At 63.5% G+C, this 20,439-nt stretch carries 16 protein-coding genes; 12 read left to right on the top strand and 4 right to left on the bottom strand.

Annotated features, from left to right (window positions below; all coding sequences use genetic code 11):
- The first annotated feature begins 97 nt into the window (after positions 1–97).
- From PSN43_RS13095 to PSN43_RS13085, 3 genes are read left to right on the top strand one after another with little or no spacing between them, the layout of a single operon-like run.
- Entirely contained in the window at positions 98–781 is a 684-nt protein-coding gene (locus PSN43_RS13095; protein ID WP_272701185.1) for a TetR/AcrR family transcriptional regulator, read from the top strand.
- Positions 778–1,869, top strand: coding sequence for an efflux RND transporter periplasmic adaptor subunit (locus PSN43_RS13090; RefSeq protein WP_272701184.1), 1,092 nt, complete (start codon positions 778–780; stop codon positions 1,867–1,869). Before PSN43_RS13095 ends, PSN43_RS13090 begins: the two co-directional genes overlap by 4 nt.
- Positions 1,870–1,871: 2 nt before the next feature.
- Positions 1,872–4,982, top strand: a complete 3,111-nt coding sequence (locus tag PSN43_RS13085; protein ID WP_272701183.1) for an efflux RND transporter permease subunit — start codon at positions 1,872–1,874, stop codon at positions 4,980–4,982.
- A 51-nt stretch (positions 4,983–5,033) separates the two neighbouring features.
- On the opposite strand, the gene PSN43_RS13080 is transcribed toward PSN43_RS13085, so the two are convergent.
- The 4 genes from PSN43_RS13080 to PSN43_RS13065 are packed head-to-tail and all read right to left on the bottom strand — an operon-like array spanning position 5,034 to position 9,695.
- The gene (locus PSN43_RS13080; protein ID WP_272701182.1) at positions 5,034–6,539 is read right to left on the bottom strand and encodes an ATP-binding protein; all 1,506 of its coding nucleotides are present in this window, start codon (positions 6,537–6,539) and stop codon (positions 5,034–5,036) included.
- Positions 6,532–7,074: a YfiR family protein gene (locus PSN43_RS13075; protein ID WP_272701181.1), complete on the bottom strand. Its 543-nt coding sequence runs from the start codon at positions 7,072–7,074 to the stop codon at positions 6,532–6,534. The genes PSN43_RS13080 and PSN43_RS13075 overlap by 8 nt, the downstream gene beginning before the upstream one ends.
- The gene (locus PSN43_RS13070) at positions 7,074–8,984 is read right to left on the bottom strand and encodes a TonB-dependent receptor plug domain-containing protein (protein ID WP_272701180.1); all 1,911 of its coding nucleotides are present in this window, start codon (positions 8,982–8,984) and stop codon (positions 7,074–7,076) included. The genes PSN43_RS13075 and PSN43_RS13070 overlap by 1 nt, the downstream gene beginning before the upstream one ends.
- Positions 8,985–9,695 (bottom strand): response regulator transcription factor, encoded by a 711-nt coding sequence (locus PSN43_RS13065; RefSeq protein WP_272701179.1) that lies wholly within the window; start codon positions 9,693–9,695, stop codon positions 8,985–8,987.
- Positions 9,696–9,954: 259 nt separating this feature from the next.
- On the opposite strand from PSN43_RS13065, the gene PSN43_RS13060 reads away from it, so the two are divergent.
- The 9 genes from PSN43_RS13060 to PSN43_RS13020 all read left to right on the top strand — a co-directional run bounded on the left by PSN43_RS13060 (position 9,955) and on the right by PSN43_RS13020 (position 20,426).
- Positions 9,955–10,815, top strand: a complete 861-nt coding sequence (locus tag PSN43_RS13060; RefSeq protein WP_272701178.1) for a flagellin N-terminal helical domain-containing protein — start codon at positions 9,955–9,957, stop codon at positions 10,813–10,815.
- A gap of 329 nt (positions 10,816–11,144) precedes the next feature.
- Entirely contained in the window at positions 11,145–11,729 is a 585-nt protein-coding gene (locus PSN43_RS13055; protein ID WP_272701177.1) for an RNA polymerase sigma factor, read from the top strand.
- Complete coding sequence (locus tag PSN43_RS13050) at positions 11,726–12,403, top strand: flagellar hook assembly protein FlgD (protein ID WP_272701176.1); 678 nt, start codon at positions 11,726–11,728, stop codon at positions 12,401–12,403. The genes PSN43_RS13055 and PSN43_RS13050 overlap by 4 nt, the downstream gene beginning before the upstream one ends.
- A 26-nt stretch (positions 12,404–12,429) precedes the next feature.
- Positions 12,430–13,980 carry a flagellar hook protein FlgE gene (locus tag PSN43_RS13045; protein WP_272701175.1) on the top strand — a complete coding sequence of 517 codons (1,551 nt, stop codon included), beginning with the start codon at positions 12,430–12,432 and terminating at the stop codon, positions 13,978–13,980.
- A 24-nt stretch (positions 13,981–14,004) separates the two neighbouring features.
- Positions 14,005–16,014 carry a flagellar hook-associated protein FlgK gene (gene flgK / locus PSN43_RS13040; protein ID WP_272701174.1) on the top strand — a complete coding sequence of 670 codons (2,010 nt, stop codon included), beginning with the start codon at positions 14,005–14,007 and terminating at the stop codon, positions 16,012–16,014.
- 17 nt (positions 16,015–16,031) lie between these two features.
- The gene (locus PSN43_RS13035; RefSeq protein WP_272701173.1) at positions 16,032–17,225 is read left to right on the top strand and encodes a flagellin N-terminal helical domain-containing protein; all 1,194 of its coding nucleotides are present in this window, start codon (positions 16,032–16,034) and stop codon (positions 17,223–17,225) included.
- 9 nt (positions 17,226–17,234) lie between these two features.
- Entirely contained in the window at positions 17,235–18,953 is a 1,719-nt protein-coding gene (fliD, locus tag PSN43_RS13030; protein ID WP_272701172.1) for a flagellar filament capping protein FliD, read from the top strand.
- Between the two features lie 171 nt (positions 18,954–19,124).
- Entirely contained in the window at positions 19,125–19,910 is a 786-nt protein-coding gene (gene fdhD / locus PSN43_RS13025; RefSeq protein ID WP_272701171.1) for a formate dehydrogenase accessory sulfurtransferase FdhD, read from the top strand.
- Positions 19,911–20,081: 171 nt separating this feature from the next.
- Positions 20,082–20,426 carry a hypothetical protein gene (locus tag PSN43_RS13020; protein ID WP_272701170.1) on the top strand — a complete coding sequence of 115 codons (345 nt, stop codon included), beginning with the start codon at positions 20,082–20,084 and terminating at the stop codon, positions 20,424–20,426.
- The last annotated feature ends 13 nt before the right edge of the window (positions 20,427–20,439 follow it).

Raw genomic sequence — 20,439 nt, 5'->3', positions numbered from 1 at the left:
GCCTTCTTTCATGTTAAACGAACGTTTGACAAAGACCAATGACGGGAAGTATCCATCCGGCTTTCCCTGTTCCAACACCCGTTCCATGGAGGCGGACATGAGCAGAAAGGGAGGCAAATCCCTCAAGCAGGCCCAAGGCGAGGAAACACGCGCGACGCTGATCTACACCGGCGCGCGGCTTTTCGCCCAGAACGGGTACAACGGCGTATCCATGCGCACCCTTGCCGCCGAGGCCGGTGTCAACCTGGCCACGGTCAGCTACCATTTCGGCGGCAAGGCCGGACTGTACGAAGCCGTCATCCGGGAGATATTCAAGGTGCGGGATCAAATATATCCGCCCACCCCGGCGGTCGAAGCCAGGCTGTCCGAGGCAGGGGACACCCCGGAGGAGAAAGCCGCCGTGGCGGACTGGTTCATGGACACCCTCATCAACGGGCTGCTGATCCGGACGGAGTACGCCTGGGGAACGGTCATCATCTCGCGGGAGCTGGTCCACCCCTCCGAGCTTCATCCCAAGATGGAGGAGCTGTTCTTCCGCCCCAACCTGGAATCCCTGCGCACCCTGGTCCGCGGCACCGCCGCCCACTGCCGAAACGAGGCGGACGAGGTCATCACGGCCCACGCCATCATCAGCATCGTCGTCAAGCTCCTGGAAAGCCACGGACTCATCTGCAAAATCATAGGATGGGACTCCTTCGAGAACCATCTCAAAGACATATCGCCGATCATCAAGACCCGCATCAGGGGGCTGCTCGGCCTCCCCATGGAGAACGCACAATGAACCGTTTTCTCATCCCCGCCGCCCTTGTCTGCCTGGCGCTCCTCGCCGCCTGCGACCGTTCTCCCGAACCGGTGCCCGAGCCGGTGCGCCCGGTCAAGACCACCAGGGCCGTGCGGGTCGACAGCAGCAAACTCTGGTCCTTCGCAGGAACGGCCGAGGACGCCCTGGCCACCAAACTGTCCTTCCGGGTGGGCGGCAAAATCGTCTTTTTCCCCGGAAACCAGATCGGCCGCAGGTTCGCCAAAGACGAGATCATCGCCCGCCTCGACCCGTCCGATTACGAGCTTGAGCTTCGCCGGGCCGAAGCCGACATGGAACAGGTCCGGGCCAACTTCGTACGCGCCAAGGCCGACATGCAGCGCAACTCCCGCCTCTTCGAGAGCCGGGTCATCTCGCGCGGGGAGCTGGACCAGATCGAGGCGGATTTCAAATCCTACGAGGCCCGGCTCAGCGCTTCGGCCAAACAACTGGACATCGCCCGCAAGCAAGTGAGCTACGCAACCCTGCGCGCACCTTTCGACGGCTGGATCGGCGAAGCGGAGGCGGACCTCCACCAGAACGTGTCCGCTGGCCAGTCCATCGCCACCTACAACGCGGGCCGCCAGATGAAGATGTACATCAGCGTGCCCGACACGCTCATCTCCCGGGTGAAGGAAGGGGACGAGGTGTCCGTGGCCTTCGACGCCCTGCCCGGAAAGGTCATGAAGGGCGCGGTCCATGAGATCGGCGTGGAATCCGGCTCCGGCTCGACCTATCCGGTCAAGGTCTATCTCGAAAACGTCGGGGGACAGGTGCGCAGCGGCATGTCCGGCCACGTAAACTTCATCAACCTCGGCCGGGCGAACGCGGCGTTCTACCTGCCGCCCGTGGCCGTGGTCGGCGAACCGGACGGCGCTCACGCCGTGTGGGTGGTGACCCCCGAAACCTCCTCCGTGACCCGGCGCGACGTCACCGTGGGCCAACTCACCCCGGCCGGTCTTGAAATCCTCGAAGGGCTGAATGAAGGCGATGTGGTGGTCATCCGCGGCGTGCACAGCCTGGAGGAAGGACGCAAGGTCCGCCTCCTCGACAGCGGGGCGGAGGGCTGACCATGAACCTGGCCAAATGGTGCATCACCAACAACCGCACCTCCATCGTCCTCTTCCTGCTCATCGCGGTGAGCGGAGTGATGACTTTCTTCTCCATTCCGAAAAGCGAGGACCCGGATTTCACCATCCGCACCGGCGTGATATCCACGGTCTTCCCCGGCGCGTCGCCCCAGCGGGTGGAGGAGCTGGTCACGGACAAGCTGGAGGAGAGAATCCGCGAAATCGACGGGGTCAAGACCGTCAAGTCCCAGTCCATGTCCGGCCTGTCCATCATCGAAGTGGAGTTCAACGACACCATCAAGGACATGCAGCCCTATTGGCAGAAACTGCGCAACAAGGTGGATGACGCCGGATCGGATCTGCCCGCCGAGGCCATGACGCCGCTGGTCAACGATGAGTTCGGCGACGTGTACGGCATCGTCGTCGCCCTCACCGGCGACGGGTTCTCCTACCGCGAGCTCAAGGACGCGGCCGACGACCTGCGCGACGAACTGCTCAAGATCAAGGGCGTGGGCAAGGTCGAGAGATGGGGCGAACAGGGCGAGCGCATCTTCGTGGACTTCACCAACTCCCGCATGGCCACCGCCGGGATAAGCCCATTCGTCCTGGCCAAGATGATCGACAGCCAGAACACCCTCCAACCCAGCGGTTCGAGCATGGTCGGCCCGGAGCGCATCGTCATCGAACCCACGGGCGAATTCAAGGGCGTGGAGGACATATACTCCCTGGCCATCCGCCCGCCGGGCAAGAAGACCTCGGTCCGCCTGGCCGATGTGACCGACATCTCGCGCGGCTTCTCCGACCCGCCGACCACCCTGACCCGGTTCAACGGCAAGCCGAGCCTCATGCTCGCCGTATCCATGGCCGACGGAGGCAACATCGCCGAACTGGGCGAACGGGTCGCCAAGCGGCTCGACGAACTCAGGGCCGCAATGTACGTGGGCCTTGACGCCGACGTGCTGGTCTTCCAGCCGGACTACGTCAACAAGGCCATCAACGATTTCACGATCAACCTGATCGAATCCTTCGCCTTCGTGGTGGTCATCATCCTGCTTTTCGCCGGTCTGCGCACGGGCGTCATCGCCGGGTCCCTGGTGCCCATGGCCATGCTCGGCTGCATCGCGCTCATGCCCTACCTCGACGTGGGGCTGCAACGGGTGTCCATCGCCTCGCTGATTATCTCGCTGGGCATCCTGGTGGACAACGGCGTGGTCGTGTCCGAGGCCATCCTGGTCCGCCTCGCCTCGGGCGAGGACCGGCTCAAGGCCACAACCGGCGCGGTGAGCGAGCTGTGGATGCCGCTGCTGGCCGCGTCCCTGACCACTGTTTTCGCCTTCCTGCCCATCCCGCTGGCCACCACCCACCCTGTGGGCGAGTTCTGCACCTCCCTGTTCATCGTGGTATCCCTGACCCTGGCCTGCTCGTGGGGACTGTCCATGTCCATGGTGCCCATGATGTGCTTCTACCTGCTCAAGCCCAAGCAGGCCGTCCAGACCTTTTCAAGCAGGCTGTACCAGAGCTACCGCGGACTGCTCCTGTGGAGCCTTCGCCACCGCACCATGTTCCTGGCGTTGATCCTCGCAGGCTGCATGGTCTCAGGATGGGCGTTCCGGTACGTGCCCAAGATATTCTTCCCGCCCAACGAACGGGCCCAGTTCACCATCGACTTCTGGCAGCCCTACGGTACGGACATCACCGCCACCGAACGGCGCGCGGAACGGCTGGAGAAAATCCTCCTCGCCGACGAGGACGTGAACAGCGTGGGCGTGTTCGTCGGCCACGGCGGTCCCCGCTGGTATCTGCCGCTCAACATCGAGCAGAAGAACGACAACCTGGCCACCTTCGTGGTCAACACCAAGTCCGTGGAGAGCGTGGACCAGGTCATCAAACGCACACGCCAGGCATTGGAAGAGGGCTTCCCCGACGCGGACTACAGCCTGAACAAGCTCATGAACGGCCCGCCGGTGGGAGCCAAACTGCAAATCCGCCTGTCCGGACCGAACATCAAGACCCTCTACGCCCTGCGCGACAAAATCCTGCCCGTCGTGGAGGAGCAGGAGGGCGTCACCCGCGTCTGGGACGACTGGGGCCAGTGGACGAAGAAGATGATCGTCAAGGTGGACCAGGACAAGGCGCGGGAGGCCGGGCTGTCCAGCTTCGACGTGGCCGTTTCCCTTCAGACCGCCATGTCCGGGCTGACCGCCTCCAACTACCGCGAGGGCGACACCATCATCCCCATCCTGCTCCGCAACGACGAGGGATTCCGCAACCGCCTGGACAAAATCGACAGCCTGAACGTCTACTCCTACGACACCGGCGAGAGCGTGCCGCTGTCCCAGGTGGCGAGCACCCATCTGGACTGGCAGCCCTCGGACATCCGCCGCCGCGACCAGGCCCGGACCATGACCATCAAGGCGGACGTGGCCGACGGCTACTTCGCCCTGTCCATCCTGAACAAGGTCCGCCCGGCCGTTCGGCAGCTCATGGACAAGGGAGACTGGCCGATAGGCTACACGGTGGAGTACGGCGGCGAGTTCGAAGAGAGCGCGAAGGCCCAGGCGGCCATCAACGCGAACATGCCCCTGGCCATGGGACTGCTCGTGCTGGTGCTCATATTCCAGTTCAACTCCATCCGGCGGCCGCTGATAATCCTGCTCACCCTGCCGCCCATGCTCATCGGCATCACCACGGGCATGTTGGCCACGAACTCGCCCTTCGGCTTCATGCCCATGCTCGGCATGATCTCCCTGCTGGGCATCATCGTGAACAACGCCATCATGCTCATCGACCGCATCGAGATTCAACGCGGCCGGGGGCTGAACCTGGCCGACGCCATCGTGCTCTCCTCCCTGGAGCGCGCCCGGCCCATCATCATGACCGCCACCACGACCATCATCGGCATGGTCCCGCTCTCCCTCCAGGGCGGCGAAATGTGGCGGCCCATGGCCAACCTCATCATGTCCGGCCTGACGGTCGCCACGGTCCTCACCCTGGTCCTCTGCCCGGTCCTCTACTCCATCTTCTTCCGCCAGCGGTTCAAGGGATACGAGTGGGACCCGAAGGTCATCCAGCGCGGGAGCGACCTCAATCCAAGCCTGCATCCGACCGAATAGCACGCGTCAAAGGGCCGCCGGAACACATCCGGCGGCCCTTTTCCTTTCCGATCAGCGGTTCGCCGGGCTGCGAAAGGCGATGCGCAAGGTGGTGCCGTTCCGCTCGCCGGTGTTCATGGTAATGTCCGCGCCGTGGGTGCGGGCGATAAGCGCCGCAAAGTAGGTGCCGAGGCCGGTGCCGTTTTCCTTGCCGCAGGTAACGTATTTCTCGAAAAACCGTTCCCGGATTTCCGCAGGCACAGGCGCGGGGTTGGTCACGGTCAGGGTCGGACGTTCGCCCCGCTCCAGAAAGACCGCCACCTCGTCGCCGGGGCCGGAAGCCTCGATGGCGTTCTGGACGAGATTGCGGCACATGGTCCGCAAAAGGGGCCCCTCGCCGGACACGGTGAAGGTCTCGTCGCCGACCACGTCCCGGCCGTCGAGGCGGATGACCAGACGCACCCCGGAACTGTTGAGCTGCGGGGCGAGCTCCTCTTCGAGATCGCACAGGGTCTCGACCAGATCGGTCGGCAGCCGGTTGAGGGCGTAGACGCCCTTCTCCATCTTGAACATGTCCAGATGATTGCGGATCATGTCCAGCATCCGGTACCCGGCCGCCCGGATGCGCTTGATGAGCTTGGCCTGTTCAGGGGTCAGGCCCCCCTGCTGGAGCAACAGCTCAGGATAGCCGATGACCAGGCTCAGGCCCGACTTGAGGTCATGGCGGTTGATGCGCTCCACCTCCTCCCGGATCATCTCGGCCTGTCCGCGCCGCTGTATCTCGCTGTGCAACTGGCGGTTGTTCCTGAGCAGCTCCAACTGCTTGACCTTGAGCTGGAGAGTCCGCTCCTCCACTCTCTGCTCAAGCATCTCCCGATGCCGGTTCAGCCGCGCGTCGCGGTCCTGGATGCGTTCGAGCATGGCGTTGAACTCGGTCACGAGCACGCCCAGCTCGTCGTTGCTCACGTAGTCCACCCGCCGCGAATAATCCCGGCTGGCGGAGATGGCGTCGACCGCCTCGGTCAGTTCGCGCAGGGGATCGCCCAGCCTGCGCCGGAAGGTTCCGGCCAGCTTGAAGCAGAAGACGAACACGCCGAGCAGGATAAGCGCCCCGCTGACGAGATAGGACCTGAGCAGCCCCCACTGCCCGGCCAGCGAAACGTCCAGCGCCACCACGCATCCAGCGCGGCCCGACGGAACGGGCGAGACCACGGTCAGGGAAGACAGTGCGGATCGCACGCCCGGCTTGGGCGGGACTTCGCAGGAAAGAGGCGCGCCCCAGACGGCGAGAGTCGAGCCGTCGGCGAGATAAACCGCAGCTCCCAGCACGTCGGGCGTCAGGGACAGGGTCCGAAGGTTCTCGGCCGCGGCCTCGGGATCGTCGAAATCCACCGGCGCGACCAGGGACGCGGCCATGAGCCCCGCCAGGGTGCGGGCCTTGTCCGCGCCCTCCTGGCGGTAGGCATGGACCAGGGGGATGGCGTTGAGGAAGAAGCTCAATGCGAGGGCCAGCAGCGTCGTCCCGAGAATGGCCGCCACGATCTTCCGGCCCAGGGGGGTCACTTTGGCATCACTCATGGACGCCTCCCCGATAAATGCGGGCCAACTGCATAAGCCGCGAACTGACCCCCAGCCCCGCGCGTCCGGCCGCTTCGGGGTTCACCTCCAGCTTGAGCCTGCCGCCCTGCATGTAGAAATTGATGACCGCGCCCTGCTCCGGCCCCTCGGGGTCCTGGGCAATGGTCAGCACGGGCAGGTCCGCCACCCGCCGGAGGATGGCCGCGCCTTCGCGCCGGGACGCCCCGGCCAGGACCAGGACGTGGCACTCGGCGGGCCACTGGACCAGCCGGAAACGGGGGCCGTCGCCCTCCGCATCGGAATCCGGGAAATAGGGCCGCAGCCGCGCCGGGTCCGTGGCCGCGACCACGAAGGGTTCTCCCGGGGCCGGCCCCGCGCCGTGCGGCCAAGTCACATATTTAACCAGCCGCTGCACGTAAAGCGCCCGCAACTGGTCCGGTTCCGCAGTCAGGCGGGTCCCGCCGCACGCCTGGTACGGTGAAGCGAAAACCGTCCAGGCGAGGACCGCGAAAAATATCGGCCGCAACAAGCTCATCAGAAATCCCAGGTCACGCGGCAGTCCACGCTCGGCCCCACCGCAAGGTCCGAGAACTGCTCGTTTGAGCCGCTCAGGTTCCGGCCGATGAGTTCGAGCAGAAGCGTGTCGGAAACCCGCCAGGAAGCGTGCGCGTCCAGGCTGAAATAGGCGGGCAGGTGCCGCTGGTCCGGGCTGTCGATGTACCCCAGGAAGATATCCAGCCCCACGTCCTTGAGCGGCTTGGTGAGGATTTGCAGCTTCATCTCGCTGCCCAGCCCCTCCTCGGGCATGGAGTCGCCCACCGGCCCGGAATCCAGGCCGTAAATATTCTGGTAGATGAGACTGGCCGACGGCTTGAGGGTCAGCCGGTCGGACACGGCCCATTCGACCACGGCTTCCAGGCCGTAGGCCGTGCCCTTGAGGGAATTGCTCACCGTGGCCGTATCGGTGGCGTCGTCCAGTTCGAGCATGAGCAGTTCGGAATAGTCGTTGACGTACAGCGAGAGGTCGAACCGGACATCCGGGGTCAGGACTCGGCGGACTCCGGCCTCGTAGGAGACGAGCTTTTCGGCCTTGAGGTCGTCCGGGGCCTCCACCTTGTAGTCCTTGCCCCTCGCATGAACCACATAGGTGCCGCTGCGCTGGTAGCGGGTGTCCGCCCGCACGCCGCGCGAGACCGCTATCCAATACTCGGCCTCGTCCCGGGTATGCAGCAGGCGAAGCGTGGGTTGCAGTTCGACGGACTTCTCGTCGAGCACGTCCGCCTTCAGCCCGGCGACAAAATAGAGGCTCTCCGGCAGCAGAGTGATGCGGTCGCGGATGAAGCCGGTGCCGGTCCAGGTGTAGATGCGCTCCAGATCCACATCCACGTCGTCCCCGTCGTGCACGTCATCCCAGAAATACTGGGTGCCAACGCCCCAGGTCAGGTAATGGCGGCCCATCCGCTCCATGGCCGAGGTCAACTCCGCGTCGAGGATGTTCGCCCCTCCTTCGAGGTCGGCGAGCATGGCGGTATCCCGGGTGAAGGAAGTCCTGAAGCGCAGATTCGAATCCAGGCCGGTCGCACGGTCCCAGACGAACTGGGCGTAGCCGTTGACGTCGGTGCGCGAACGGGTTTCCCGGTTGCCGGGAGGGGGACCGACCGGCCCGTCCTCCTCGGTTTTGGAGCGGACCAGGTCGCATTGCAGGGACAAGGCGTCGGTAAAGGCGTTCTCCCAGTCCGCGCGAAGGCCGCTCTGAAACTTGGACCATTCATGGCCGTTCTGGCCCCGGTTCGAGCCGCTCAGCCAGTCGCCGTTCAGGTATTGGGCAGTGCCGTAGACCATGAAGGCGGAATCGTCGCCGGTCTTGCGTCCGTAGCGCACGGTCTGTCCCGCGCCCCTGGTGCCACCCACGGACACGGACTGCCCGCCCAGCGACTCGAACGCGGTCTTGGTGATGATGTTGATGACCCCGGTGAAGGATTCCGCCCCCCACAGGCTGGTCCGGGTGCCGCGCACCACCTCGATACGCTTGATCTGACCAATGGGCACGATGTTGTCCCACTGCACCCCGGTCATGACCGGCGAGGTCACCGGCCTGCCGTCCACCAGAACCAGATGTTTATTGCTCAACAGGCCGTTGAACCCCCGGATGCCCACGGCCCAGCGGTCCGTGTTCATCTGGGCGACATGCACGCCGGGCACGAGCTGAAGCGCCTCGGGCACGTTGGTGGCCCCGGACCGAAAGATATCCTCCTCGGTCAGGACTGTGACCGCGGCCGGAATCCGCGACAGGGGTTCGGTGCGGCGGGTGGCGCTGGCCACCTCCACCTGCAAGAGCTCCTCCAGCCCGAGGCCGGATAGATCGTCGTCGGCCAGGGCCGGAACCGTCCAGAGAAACGAAATCAGTATTCCCAGAACAATCGGCCGCAGCAGGTCTGCTCCCATCTAGGCGGCCCCTTCCTGGGGAACGGCCAGGAGGTAGCCCCTGCCCCGGATGGTCTTGATGCTGACGTGCCGGTCGAGTTTCTTGCGCAGATTGCTCATATGCACGTTGAGCACGTAATCGTCGAAATCCTCGCTCCGGCCGAGCGCCTTTTCCATGAGGCTGCCCCTTTCAACCACGTTCCCCATGTTCAAGGCGAGCATCTCCAGGATGTCGAACTCGGTGGAGGTCAGGTGGACCGGGCTGCCGCTCACGGTCATGTTCCGGGCATTGCGGTCCAGAAGCACGTCGCCGATACCCATGTCCGGCTTGGGCTTCACCGCCGCCGTACGGACTTCCTCCTCGTGGCCGCTGCCGTACCGGCGCAGCACCGCGCGGATGCGGGCAAGGAGTTCGCGAAGCTGAAACGGCTTGGACACGTAGTCGTCGGCTCCCATCTCCAGACCGACCACCCGGTCTATCTCCTCCCCCCGTCCGGTGAGCATGATGACCGGCACGGAGGTATGCGCGCGCAACCGGGTCAACACGTTGAAGCCGCTGGTGTCGGGAAGCATGACGTCCAGAATGACCAGCCCGTAATCCCCCGCGCGGGCCATTTCCAGACCCTCGCTTCCGGTGGCGGCCGCATCCAGGCCGAGCCCTTCGCCGCCGAGATAGGCCTTCAGCAGCTCCGCCAGTTCGGGGTCGTCGTCGATCAGCAACAGGTCTTTCATCCGCACACTCCTTTTGAATGCATCATAAAGATTCAGAACAAATTATGATATTAACTTAATCTCAATTAATATTAAGAAGCTCAACGAACATCACCGCCGCATTCAGAAATCCATAGCAGGCCGCGCCGAAATCGCCTCGGCACATTTTTCCTCCATGAACGCCTCCCCATATTGCATCCGTATATATGGGGAGAATTTGGTTCTCCGATCATCGGGACGGAGAAAATGCATGGAAGCATAACCATTCAAGGAGGAAATCATGTCTCTCGTAGTAAACAACAACCTCATGGCCAATGCCGCCGCCCGGAACCTGAACAGCTCGTACAACGCGCTGAGCACGTCCACGGAGCGGCTCTCTTCCGGTCTGCGCGTCAACTCCTCGGCCGACGATGCGGCCGGGCTGGCCGTACGCGAACTGATGCGTTCGGACATCTCCACCCTCAACCAGGGAATCAGGAACGCCAACGACGGCATCTCCATGATTCAGACCGCCGACGGAGCGCTCTCCGTCATCGATGAAAAGCTCATCCGCATGAAGGAACTGGCCGAGCAGGCCGCCACCGGCACCTACACCGACGCCCAGCGGCTCATCATCGATTCGGAATACCAGGCCATGGCCTCGGAGATCACCCGAATCGCCAACGCCACGGACTTCAACGGCATCTACCTGCTCAACGGCAACCTCTCCGCCGACGGCATCACCATCCATTTCGGCACGGGCAACGACGCCGCCGAGGACAAGTATGACGTGACCATCGGCAACTGCACCGCCTCCGCCCTGGGCGTGGGGCTGGCCGCGGGCACGGACAAGGCCGGATCGGTGGTTTCCACCCAGGCCGCGGCCCAGAGCGCCCTGGACGCCCTGAACTCGGCCATCGTGTCCAAGGACAACGTGCGCGCCAACCTGGGCGCCATGCAGAACAGGCTGTCCGCGACCATCTCCAACCTGGAAATCCAGGCCGAGAACCTCCAGGCCTCGGAGTCCCGCATCTCCGATGTGGACGTGGCCACAGAGATGACCGAGTACACCAAGCAGCAGATCATTACCCAATCTGCCGTGGCGATGCTCTCGCAGGCCAACTCGCTCCCGCAGATGGCCCTGTCGCTCATCGGCGGCTAGTCCGCACCTTCTCCAACCGAGGGCCGGTTCCCGCAAGGGACCGGCCCTCAATGGATGTATCGCCCGAACATTCCGGACGGTTGCACCTTTTCCGCATGAGAAGGAAAAAAACTCCCCACTCCCGCCCCCATCCCGCACGAAGCGGCCCTCCGACGTTTTCCCAGCCCATTCCGCCTAATTTTTTCTTCATTTTCTCATGCGAATCGCGATGCCGGACAGCGCATCTTTATCCGTCGCAAACATCGGTCAAACAAAACTCAATACGACTTTACGTTCTCTTGATGTTGATCGGCACCTGCATTGCTCATTGGGGATGCAGGAGGTTCAAAATGAGCAGCACAATAATGGAAATTGAAAAGCGATATGATGAAATATCATATGAAAGCCTGTTCAAGGAACATTCCAGGCTCATCTACAAGCTCATCATCAACTTCGTAAAATCCAGAAACATAAATCTGCATGGATCTGAAATAGATGATGTCTACCAGGAAATAGCGCTGAAAATATTCAAGAACGACTACATTTCACGCTACAACGTCGAGAAGAGTTCCTTCATCACCTGGCTCAACATCATCTGCCGCACCACGGTCATCGACTACTACAGAAAGAAGCTCCGCTGGATGGAATCCGTGCTCACCGACGAGCCTTTGCGCAACCCGGAAGGCGGACTCGACACCTCCCTGTTCAGCCTGCCCGCGGGCGTGCTGACCGACCGGCAGGCGGAAGTCCTCACCCTTTTTTTCAAGGAAGGGCTGATCGCCTGCGAAATCGCCCGGAAGCTCGGCATCACCTCGCGCACCGTCCGCAGCATCAAATCCCAGGCCCTGAACAGGCTCCGCATCCATTACGGCGCATCCGCTCCCCTGGCCGAAGCCGGCGAGCCGCGCCTTTCCGAAAGGAGGAAAGCCTCATGAGCATCGACACCACCAGCTATTACGAGTCCCTGCTCGCGTCGTCGACCTCGGTGTCGACCGCCGCCGCCAGCTCCACGTCGCTGACTTCGGACGACTTCATCACCCTGCTGTGCGCCGAGCTTGAGCATCAGGACCCCACCGAGCCCGTGGACAACGCCCAGATGGTCGACCAGATGACGCAGTACTCCCAACTGGAGCAACTGACCGAGATGAACGAGAAGATGGATTCCCTGACCGACAGCATCAACTCGCTCGGAGCCGTCAGCGGCCTGGACTACATCGGCAAGCAGGTGGAGGCCGAGGGGTACGCCGTCAGCAAGGATGGCGAGGACGTCTCCATCCTCTACCTGACCCTCGACGAAGACGCGGCCGAGCTTGCCCTGAACCTCTACGACTCGAACGGGTCCATCGTCGACACGCAGACCTTCACCGACATTGGAAGCGGCACCGTGGCCTTCACCTGGGACGGCACAGGCTACGACGGCGACGAGGTCGACGACGGCATCTACTACGCCGTCGCCAAAGCCTACGACGCCGACGGGGACAAGGTCGGCTGCACCACCACGACCACCGGCACCGTGACCGGCGTGAGCACCACCGACGAAGGCGTCGTCCTGACCCTCGAAGACGGCCGGACCGTGAACCTGGCCGACGTGACCTACGCCACCCAGTAACCAGACCGTTTTTCAAGGAGCGCATCATGAGCATCAGCGGATCCATGTACACCGGCATTTCCGGACTTCAGGCCCAGAGTCAGGCCACTTCCGTGGTCAGCAACAACCTCGCCAACTCGACGACCACGGGCTACAAATCCGTGTCCATATCCTTCGAGGACGTCTTCTACTCCACGGTCTACGCCGGGGGGAGCATCGGCCAGGTCGGCAACGGCGTGACCACCTCCTCCCTGACCACCGACTTTTCGCAGGGAGCCTACGAGACCACCAACACGGTCACGGACGTGGCCATCAACGGCGACGGCTTCTACATCGTGGTCGACCCCGACACCGGCAACACCTACTACACCCGCGACGGCGGATTCTCCTTCGACACCAACGGCTACCTGGTGGACTCCCACGGCAACCGGGTGCAGGGATGGGAAACCGAAGACAGCTCCATCACCGGCGGGCTGGTGGACATCCGGCTGGACAATTCCCAGTCGCCGCCCCAGGCCACCGGCGAAGTCGCCATGCAGGTCAACCTGGACGCCACCGAACAGGACAACACCGCATCCTCGACCAACCCCTACGCCTCCCTGTTCGAAATCTACGACGGCACGTCCGATCCCGCCCTGGACGACTCGCGCTACGCCTACCAGACGACCATCACGGTCTTCGACGAGAACGGCGCGTCCCACGACCTGACCACGTACTACGACCCCGTGGAGACCGACGACGGCTCCATCGTCTGGGAATACACGGTCTGCTGCGACGCGGAAGAGGACATGCGCGACTTCGCGGGAACGGACATGGGCGACACCAGCGGCGCGGGAATGCTCGTCACCGGCACCCTGACCTTCTCGACCTCGGGCGACCTGCAATCCATGACCGCCTTCACCCTGTCCGACACCCCCACGGACACCACCGATCCCCTGGCCGCCGAGAACTGGCTCCTGGCCGAATTCGACGACAGCGGCCTGCCCCTGTTCGAGGTCAACTTCACGGGAGCCGAGGAAAACCAGACCATTTCACTCGACTTCGGCATATCAAACGCGGACTTCGCCACGGGCACGGGCTGGGACGTTTCGGGCGGCATCGATTCCCTGGACGACTTCTCGGCCGCCACCACGCCGGACGAATTGCCCGCCTTCAACACCGGGGTCCTGTCCACCCGCGCCACCACCAGCACCACTTCCAGCTCGGCCACCTACACCCTGACCCAGGACGGATACGCGCCCGGCGAGCTGACGGACATCTCCATCAGCGAGAACGGCATCCTCGAAGGAAGCTACACAAACGGGCAGAGCCAGGAACTCTACACCTTCGCCCTGGCCGACTTCACCAACACCCAGGGCCTCTATTCCGAGGGAGGCAACCTCTTCTCGGCCACCACGGAATCAGGGCAGGCGCTCATCGGCACGCCCGGCTCGGCCGGATTCGGCACACTGGCCTCGAACTCCCTGGAGCAGTCCAACGTGGACACGGCCACCGAGCTGACCAACCTCATCATCATTCAGGCGGCATACCAGGCCAACTCCAAGATCATCACCACGGCCGACACCCTGCTGTCCACGGCCATCAACCTGAAGCGTTAGCCACGGGGACCGCCGGAGGACAGGATGATCAACAACCTCTACAGCATAGGCAAGTCCGCGCTGCAAAACGCGCAGGTGTCCGTCAACAACGCGTCCAACAACATCGCCAACGCGGACACCACCGGCTACCAGCGCACCACGACGGTTTACGACACCGGCGGCTCCATCACGATCAACGGCATCACGGTCGGCACCGGAGCGGACATCACGGCCATCCAGTCCGAGTGGGACAAGTTCGTGGAGAGCCAATACCTGGACGCCCTGGCCGACCTGGCCGCGCAGACCAGCGCCCTGGATTACCTGGACGGGCTGGACTCCCTGCTGAACCAGTCCGAAGGCGGCATAAGCGACGTCCTGGAGGAGTTCTTCGACGGCTGGAACGAGCTGGTCACCGACCCGGATTCCACGTCGGCCCGCGCGGCCCTGCTCGGCCAGGCCGAAACCCTGGTCTACGCGTTCACTTCCACCGCCGCGAGCCTGGCCTCCATGACGGACGCCATCAACGGCGACATCCGGGATCAGGTGAACGAGGCCAACGGGCTCATCGAGGACCTGGCCGAACTCAACTCGGCCATCGCTGCCAACCCCGACGACAACCAGGCCGTGTCCGAACGGGATCAGAAAATCAGGGAGCTGGATTCGCTCATCGGCGTTGAGGTCCTCTACAAGTCCGACAACACGGTCACCATACTGACCGGGGAGGGATACAGTCTCGTGGACGGAAGCGAAACACACAGCCTGGCGTACTCGGAGGCAAGGGTCTCCGAATCCCCGGTACGCGGTTCGGACTATGACGGCAGCCTGAGCTATTCGGGCTCGTCCAGCGAGGAGCTGCTCATCGAATTCGTCTCCTCCGGATCCGACGGAACGGCGCAGTTCAAGGTCTCCACCGACGGCGGCCAGAGCTGGAAGACAGACGATAACGGGGACGTCGTCCTCTACACCGCGTCCGGCGCGGACGATCCGGCGGAGATCGAGGGGGTATCCATCTGGTTCGAGGACGGCGCGGGAGAGCACGCGGCGGGCGACAGGTACACCGTCGTGCCCAAATCCGGCCTGTACTGGCAGTCCGGCGACGGCGACCTGACCAACATCACCCCGCTGACGGACGACAGCGGCGACATGGTCTCGGGCCGGACCTCCGGGGGAAGCCTGGCCGGCCTGTTCCTCACGCGCGACGACACGGTGACGCCCACCCTGGACGGGCTGAACGACCTGGCCGAGGCCGTTATCCGGGAGGTCAACGAGATCCATGCGGCGGGCACGGGCCTTGAGCACCACACGGCCCTGACCGGCAGCTACGCCGTTGACGACGCTTCGGCCCCCCTCAACGACAGCGGCCTGCATTTCGCGGACGCCATCCAGGCGGGAGAGCTGGCCCTGACCACCTACGACTCCGACGGCAACGTTTCGACCAGCTCCATCCTGTCCATCGATCCGGCAAGCGATTCCCTGGACGACTTGGCTGCGGACATCAACGCGGCCTTCGGCGGGGAGCTGACCGCCACGGTCACGGACGGAACGCTCCGGCTCTCCGCGGGAACGGACGCCGCATTCGAGATCACCGGGGACACCGCCAACCTGATGGCCGCCCTGGGCCTGAACACCTTCTTCACCGGCACGGACGCCTCGACCATCTCCATCAACAGCTACGCGGCCGCCGACTCCTCGCACATCAACAGCGGCTCGGCGGGCGACGACGGCCTGGTGGCCACCGGCTCCAACGAGACGGCCTCCGCCCTGGCATCCCTGTACGAGAAGACCCTTTCCGTGGGCAGCCTGCAAACGAGCCTCGCCTCGGCCATGGCCGCCCTGACGGCGAGCGTCGGCTCCGCCGCGTCCGCGGCGGATTTGCAGCAGACCTACGCCCGGACCTCCGTGGACTACCTCTACGAGCAGCAGTCCTCCACCAGCGAGGTCAACGTGGATGAAGAGCTTATCGAATTGACCAAGTACCAGCAGGCCTACCAGGCCGCCGCACAAATAATCAGCGTGACCAGGGAAATGATGGACACCGTCCTCGACCTGGTCTGATCCGCAGGAGGCACCCCATGCGCATCAGCACGGCACAGATTTTTTCGCTTTCCCTCAACCAGATGAATTCGGCCCTCAACGATGTGAGCAAGCTCACCATGATGAACGCCAGCCAGAAGCGGATCAACAGCCCGTCGGACGACCCGGCGGGAATGGGCAGGGTGGTGGAGCTTTCCGCCTACGAATCCTCTTTGAGCGGCTACATAGACAACTGCGGGACCGCCCTGGACTACCTCGGCACCGCCGACCAGTCCCTGTCCACGGCCAGCGAAACCATCACGGCGGCCCTGGAATTGTGCGAACAGGGCTCCACCGAGACCTACACGGACGACGAGCTCAAGATGATGGCCTTGGAAATGGAGGGATACCTCGACGCCCTGTACGCCATCGCCAACACCCAGCTCGGCTCGGACTCGCTCTTCGCCGGGGACGACATCGGCGACAACGCCTACGAAATGGGGCTGGGCGTGACCCTGTCCAACGACTCCCTGCACCACGCGGACTTCGTATCCCTGTCCGGCGAGGTGGACGGAACCGTGGCCGTGCGCTTCACCTCGGACGGGACCGTGGGCGCGGACGCGCTGGATTACGAATATTCCACGGACGGCGGCGAGACATGGACCCAGTCCGCCCTCGCCCCGGGCGACACCGTTCTGGACCTTGGAGACGCCCAGGTGGAATTGGCCTCGGGCACGGCCGTGACCGCATCGAACGGCGAAGGCGACGGCTCCCTCTTCCACCTGCGCGAGGCGTGCGTCTACACGGGCAGCGCCAAGGCCATGTCCGTGGCCGTCTCGGAAAGCACCTCCGAGGACATGAACACGGTGGGCAGCGACATCTTCGGCGGCGTGGACGATTCCACGGGCCAGCCCTTCGACTCCCCCAACCTGTTCGAGACCCTGTCCGACTGCATCGTCTACATGGAAAACGGCGACCACGAGGGTGTCGCCCGGTGCCTGGAGGTCCTCGGCGACTGCCACGAGACCGTGGAAACGGGCGCGGCGGACATCGGGGCGAGAGAGAACAAGGTGAGCTACACGCAGACTTCGCTCTCGCTGGTCAAGGAGCTGGCCGCCAACTCCATCAGCCGCGAGGAGGACGCCGACGCCACCCAGCTCGTGGTCGAGCTGGAACAGGCCAACTACGTGTACGAGGCGGTCCTTTCGACCTCGTCCAGCATCATGAGCATGTCCCTGCTCGACTACATCTAGGAGGCCGCCATGGGCTACATCTCCTCCCTTTCCAGCACGGTCGAGACATACGAGCCGATCACCACCTCGGGCGACGTGTCCTTCTCCGGACTCGGCAACGGCACCGACTTTTCCGAGATCATCGACGCGATCGTCGACTCCGAGAGTTTCCAGCTTGAGGAGTACCAGGACAAAAAGGACGAGTACGAATACGTCATAGACCTGATGGAGCAGCTCGCGGACAAGATCGACGACTTCAACACGCTCCTGGACGACATGGACGAGCCCGACGAATTCTTCTCCATGACCGCAAGCGTCAGCAGCGAGGAGGTGGAGGTCGACGCCGATGGCGACGCCGAACCGGGCATCCACACCATCGAGGTCAACCGGCTCGCCCTGAACGATGTCTGGGTAAGCATGGACACCGCATACGAATCCGAAGACACCGTGATCGCCGACGAGGCGACCTCCCTGACCGTGACCTTCGGCGGAGAGGACATCACCATCGACGTGGCCTCGGGCACGACCCTGTCGGGGCTGGTTTCGGCCATCAACGGTTCGGTGGACGCGCGCGACAAGTTCGAGGCCTCGGTCATGGACGACGGCGACGCGAGCTATCTCGTGCTCAAGAGCTGCGACGTGGGCGACGACAATGTCATCGCCGTAACCGACACGGGTTCCCTGACCGGAATGAGCGCGGGAGGATTCGTCAATACCCAGGCCGGGCAGGACTCGCAAATCAAGGTGGACGGATTCCCGCCGGACGAAGGCGACTGGATCGAGCGGGCGTCCAACTCGATCGACGACGTGGTGGACGGCCTGACCTTCGATCTCAAGGACACCACGGACGGCGACACCCTTCAGGTCTCGGTGGGCTACGACACCGACGGCATGTACGACGCCATCATCGAGTTCCAGGAATCGCTCAACGCCATCATTGAGGACATCCAGCTTCTTACCGGGCGCGTCACCGCGGAAGAGGACTCCGACGAGGAGACCTACACCGTGGACAGCTACGCCCTGGACATCGTCTACAACAACATCAAATCCATCGTCTCCTCGGCGGCCCAAGGGTTCAAGACCTGGAGCGAAGACGGAGGCGGCGACTACTACACCGCCCTGTCTCAAATCGGCTTCAGCACCGACACGGATGAGGACTCGGACACCTACGGCCAGCTTCTCCTGGACGAGGACGACCTGGAGGAAGCCCTGGACAAGGACGCCGCGGCCGTGGCCTCCCTGTTCTCGGCCCGCGCCCAGGGCGAATCGGACAGCGAAGGGTTGCAGGTCATTTCGGTCATCGACGGCGTTACCGGAGCCGGGGAGCACGCCGTGGAGTACACGATCTCCGGCGGCGAACTGGTTTCGGCCCGGGTGGACGGGAAAGACGCAGCCGTGGACGGCTGGACCATTCTCGCCTCCGACGGAGACGCGAAAGGCCTGTACCTGTCCGTGACCGCTAACGCGGACGGCGATTACCAAGGCTCGTGCCGGGTCAAGCAGGGCAAGATAGGAGAGCTGTCCGACTCGCTCGACGGCGTGACCAACGCGGAAACCGGTTCCCTGACCATCCTTATCGAGCATTACGAGGAGAACGTCACCAGCCTGGACAACCAGATATACAACGAAAACAAACGGCTGGATGCACTGGAAACCTCGCTGCAACGGAAATACGCGGCCCTGGATTCACTGCTCGCCACCTACGAGGCCCAAGGCACCACCCTGACCTCCCTGCTGGAATCCCTGTAGGCCGCTCGTTTCATCGTCAATGTCCGTGGCGCCGCGCCCCGTAGTGTTCCCGAACACGCTCTGACCCCGCCGGAGTGTGAGAATCAGGGCAAAATCCGCCGACTTGCCCGCACGCCCCGTCCGGATTAAGAGATGCCTGGAAGGGAAGCCGCGCTACGCACGGAGGCGGATATGAGTTCGGATAGCCAAGAATACGTTATACATGAATACCGGCGGGGCTTCTCCCGCAAGACCGTCAGTTCCATCCGGGAAGTGCCGTTGACCATCTTCCTCAACGGACGCGAGGTGGTCACGCTGCTGTGCACGGCCAAGTATCCAGAATACCTTGCGGTGGGCTTTCTCAAGTCCGACGCCTTCATCTCCAGCCCGGCCCAGATCACGGACCTGACCATCCGCGACGAGGGCGACCGGCTGACGGCCGAGGTGGAGACCTGCCACGATCCGTGGAAGGACCGGGTCATGGAGCGGTCCATCACCTCAGGCTGCGGCAAAGGCACGAACTTCGGACGCAATGTGGCGACCATCTCCAAACGCACCGTGGGCGGCGACGTGCGCGTCAGCCCGGAACAGATTCTCACTCTGGCGAAAGAGCTGCACGAACGGTCCACGCTGTACAAAACCACGCGCGGCTGCCACAACTCCTCCCTCTGCACCCCTGAGGAAATCCTGCTCTTCCGCGAGGACATAGGACGCCACAACGCCATCGACATGCTGTGCGGCCAATGCTTCCTGGACGACGTGGCCGTGGACGACAAGATGATCGTGACCACGGGCCGGGTGGCTTCGGAAATCCTGCTCAAAGTGGTCCGCATCGGCGTCCCGGTCCTGGCGTCAACGGCCGTGGCCACCAGCTTCTCCGTCGAGCTGGCCAGGAAAACCGGCATCACCCTCATCGGGAACATCCGCGACGACAGCTTCTGGGTCTACAACGACAACGGGAGAATCATCGGCTTTTGACCACCGGCCCCCGCGCCCGGTACGCCGAAATATCCCTTTGCAGGAAGTTCGTACTCATGATAGCGCTGACGGGTAGCGCCTCGCGCACCCGCTGAAGACGGATGCGCCCGTCCCGCGCGACAAGCTGAAAACCGAATGCGAGCCGGACCGTTGCCGATCAAAATCCGCCATATGTCACGACTGATCGTCTTCCTGCTGCTGGCCTTGTGCCTGGCGCAGACGGACGGCGGACGTTTCCTCGACGACGGGCAGGAGTTGAGCCGCGACACCGGCTTTATCCTTTCCGCGCCCGGTCATGCCGGAGCGACGACATGCGGCGTCGAGCCCCTCCATCGCACGAGTCCCGAATTTCTTGAACAGGGGCATGTGCTCGCCTTAAGTCCCGACAGGCTGGCCGCCGACTTCGTCAGGGCGGCCGCGTTCCTGTCCGGGGCCACAGCAAGCCGCCCAGCCCTCCATTGCGCGCACAGGTCGATCGCGACCCGGGCGCCTCCGTTCTTCCCCGTCGCGTCATAGATTCGACCAATGC

The organism is Desulfovibrio sp. Fe33 (assembly GCF_028532725.1).
Taxonomy (GTDB): domain Bacteria; phylum Desulfobacterota; class Desulfovibrionia; order Desulfovibrionales; family Desulfovibrionaceae; genus Pseudodesulfovibrio.
The sequence above is the reverse complement of the archived record's forward strand: the minus strand, read 5'-3'. Positions and strand labels throughout refer to the sequence as shown.